Annotated in this window: 2 protein-coding genes; both read right to left on the reverse strand. The window is 67.7% G+C overall.

Going from position 1 to position 3913, the window contains the following annotated elements; translation table 11 throughout:
* Window positions 1-2660 (reverse strand): calcium-binding protein (locus AC244_RS34650; RefSeq protein WP_053253348.1); only part of this gene is annotated, 2660 nt, incomplete at its 3' end.
* A gap of 139 nt (window positions 2661-2799) precedes the next feature.
* On the reverse strand, window positions 2800-3913 hold a 1114-nt coding region (locus AC244_RS34655), incomplete at its 5' end, for a type I secretion system permease/ATPase (protein WP_152976245.1).

Here is a 3913-nt window from a genome sequence, read left to right on the forward strand (position 1 = left end):
GCGATCAGGAATTCGAGATCCTCGTCGCGTTCGAGGTTGACGACGGCGCGCACGACGGTGCGTTCGCCGTCGCCGAAGGCCTCGTGATAGAAGGTGATCTGGTGCACCGGCGGTGTCTGGCCGTCGGCGGCGAACTGGGCAAAGACCAGGCCGCCGATGGCTTCGGCGATCTTCGACAGGTCGATGCGGTCGCCGACCTGGAAGTCGCGGATCTCGTCGCGGCCGCTGCCGTCATTGGCCAGCGACGCCACCGAGCGGAAGACGAAGACATCGGCGCCGTCACCACCGGCGAGGAAGTTGACGGCAGTGTCGGCCACCAGCACATCGTCGCCCTTGCCGCCGACAGCGCCTTCGATCGCGGTCAACAGGTCCGAACCGATCTCGGCGCCCTCAGCCGTGCCGCCGTCAAGGTCGATCACCACCGCCTGTGTCGCCGCCGAGGCGTCGTAGGTGTCGACCGCCTCATTGCCGTCGATCAGGTCGTCGCCATCATCGGAGCCGGGGACGACGATGACCAGGAACGTGTCGTTCCCGTCATCGCCCTCCAGCTCATCGTCCCCGGCTCCCCCGACGAGAATGTCGTCGCCGTCGCGGCCGCGTAGCCGGTCATCGCCCCAGCCTCCGGCCAGCAGATCGTCGCCGCGCCCGCCGAAAATCCTGTCGTCACCACGCCCCCCGAGGATGACTTCGAAACCTTCGATGCGATCTTCGCCGATCTCCTCGCCTTCGGCGATGCCTGCCTCGATATCGGCAAGCACCGTCTGTATGAGAGTCGACATATCGAGCGTGTCGATGCCGTCGCCACCGCAGTAGATGTCGTCTCCGTCATCATCATCACTGTCGCTGTCGTTATCGTATGCGTTGGCGGCCTGAACGATGACGGTGTCATTGCCGTTACCGCCGGAGACGGTGTCGTCGCCCTGGCCGCCGGCCAGCGTGTCGTTGCCGCTACGGCCGTCGATGACATCGTTGCCGTCATTGCCGACGAGGGTGTTGCAGGCGGCATCGCCCGCAAGCTGGTCGTCACCGGTGCCGCCGATCACCGCCTCGATGCTGTCGAGCGTATCCGATCCGATCTCTTCGCCGGTGGCGGTGCCCTGTTCGAGGTCGACGGCGATGGTCTTGGTGCTGGCGCTGGCATCGAGCGTGTCGAAGCCGCTGCCGCCGCTATAGCTATCGTCGCCGTCGTCAGTATGGGGGGCGGCGGCCGGCGATGCCGGTGGCTGGCGGGCCTCGTCGCTGGTCGCGCCGGTGACGATGACGTCGTTGCCGGCACTGGCCAGCACCGTGTCGTCGCCGCTGCCGCCGGCAAGCGTATCGTCCTCGCTGCCGCCATCGACGAGATCGTCGCCGGCATCGCCCTCGAGACGATCCTTGCCGTCCTCGCCGAACAGCCGGTCGTCGCCGCTGCCGCCCGAGAGTGTGTCGTCGCCGGCCTCGCCATGGAGCCGATCGTCGCCGGCGCCGCCAAACAGGATGTCGTCGCCGTTGCCGCCGAACAGCCGGTCATGGCCGTCTTCGCCATGCAGGGTGTCGTTGCCGTCGCCGCCCAAGAGCGTGTCGTTGCCGCTGCCGCCGAGGATCAGGTCGTCGTCTTCGCGACCATAGACGATGTCGTCGCCACCAAGGGCGGCGATGATATCGGGACGCGGCGTGCCGATCAGCACGTCCGGTCCTTCGGTGCCCTTGATCTCATGGGCCGGCCAGTCGAGCAGCGAAAGCAGCGCACCATTGGCAACGCTGCCGCTGCCGTCGGAGACGGTGTAGCTGAACGTAACCTCGCCGATCTCGCCGCGCGCCGGCGTATAGAGCCAGATGCCGTCGGCATAGGCGCGCACCGAACCGGAAGAGACGGTCAGATTGGCGATCGTCAGCCGGTCGCCGTCGGCATCGAGGGTGTTGGCCAGGAGATCATCGAGCAGGATGATCGCCGACAGGTTCATGAAGCCGTTGGCAAGAATGTTGCGGCCGGTGACCACCGGCAGCCGGTTCGAGCGGCTGCCGCCGTCATCGTCGTCGTCGTCGTCATCGTCGCCGCCATTGTTGCCGCCGCCGTTATTGCCACCACCGTTGTTGCCGCCGTTGTTGCCGCCGTTATTCCCGCCGTTGCCATTGCCGTCGTCATCATCATCATCATTGCGGCCGCCGGTCGACGGCAGGCTGCCGAAGGACGACAGCCGCGGGAAGCTGAAGGTCTCCAGGCCGTTGTCGTTGGCCGAGCGGGTCGACTGCTGGAACGGCCGGTTGTCGACAAAGCCGGTATCGGGGCGGCCGTCGTCGAAGGACAGCCGCACCGAGGCGCGCAGCCGCCCCATAACCGTTGGAACCGTGCCGGTCGTCAGCGCGAAGTCGGCCATCAGCTCGCGGAAATAGTCGGCGACATCCTCGATGACATCGAGCGCGCCGGCGAGATCCGGCCCGGTCTGCGGCTCGTCCACCGGCGCCATCGCCCCACCATCGCCCAGCCCCGGCTGATGCGCCGGCGCATTGCCGTCGGCCTCGTCGCGGCTGGCAAACACCGAGCCGAGGCCACCGAGAAACAGCGCCGACAGCAGCAGCCGGCCGCGCTTGCGCTCCGGCCTGTCGGCGATCTCGTAACGGTTCATCGGCGCGACCGCCTGCTGGCTGTCGGGTCGCTTCAGGATGAGCTTGTCGTCCATGACATCCTCCTCGGCCGGTGCCGGCTCCTGTGCGGAACCCCTTGCTGCGCCCTGGCCTCGTGTCGCTCGCTCGCGTCTGTTCGTGTCTGCCGCCCAAGGGCGGCTTCAATCGCCGCTATGCTCGGCCCTGGCCTGCCGGCTACTCCGCCGGCACCCGTTGCGGCTGGCCCATGGCCTGAGCCATGCCCTGGCCCATGCCGGCATCCGTCCTGCCGGCGGCATCCGCCCTGCCGGCGGCATCCACCCTGCGGTTCTTCTCCACCACCAGCGGCCGCAGCTTCTGCGACGGCAGGATCTCCTCCTTCGGTCCGAAGGCGACCAGCCGGCCGGCCTGCACCAGGCCGATCATGTCGACCGTCTGCAGTGCGCTCGGGCGGTGGGCGACGATGACGACGATGCCGCCGCGCTCGCGCACCTTGAGGATGGCCTGACATAGCGCCTCTTCCCCTTCCGCATCGAGGTTGGAGTTCGGTTCGTCGAGCACCACAAGAAAAGGATCCCCGTAGAGCGCACGAGCCAGGGCAATGCGTTGCCGCTGGCCTGCGGACAGTGCGGTTCCATGAGGACCAAGTTCGGTCTGGTAGCCGTTCGGCAGGTGCACGATCATCTCATGGATGCCGGCGGCCTTGGCCGCCCGGATAATCTCGCGCGCATTCGGCGCCTCGGCAAAGCGCGAGATGTTGTCCGACACCGTGCCGTCCATCAGCGCCACGTCCTGCGGCAGATAGCCGACATGCTGGTTGAACAGCGTCTCGGGCCATTGGTTGAGATCGGCGCCGTCGATGCGCACCGCCCCGCGCAGCACCGGCCAGATGCCGAGCATGGCGCGCGCCAGCGTCGTCTTGCCGCCGCCCGATGGCCCGATCAGACCCAGCGCCTGGCCGGCCTTCAGCTCCAGGCTGACTTCGCTCAACAGCACCGCCCCGGTCGACGGCGCCACCGTCGTCACCTTGTCGAGCGAGAGGCTTGTCGTCGGCGCCGGCAGGTCGAGGCTGCCGGAGCGCTCGTCGAGCACGCCGAGCGTCTCGTTCAGCCGATGATAGCTGCGCCTTGCCGCCACCACGCCCTTCCATTGCGCGATCGCCATGTCGACCGGCGCCAGCGCCCTTGCGGTGACGATCGACGCGGCGATGATCGCGCCGGCCGACAATTGTCCGCGGATCGCCAGATAGGCGCCAAGCCCGAGGATCGCCGACTGCAGGATCATGCGCAGCACCTTCGACAGGCCCGACAGCGTGCCGCCGATGTCCGAG

The organism is Ensifer adhaerens (assembly GCF_001270265.1).
Taxonomy (GTDB): domain Bacteria; phylum Pseudomonadota; class Alphaproteobacteria; order Rhizobiales; family Rhizobiaceae; genus Ensifer; species Ensifer adhaerens_B.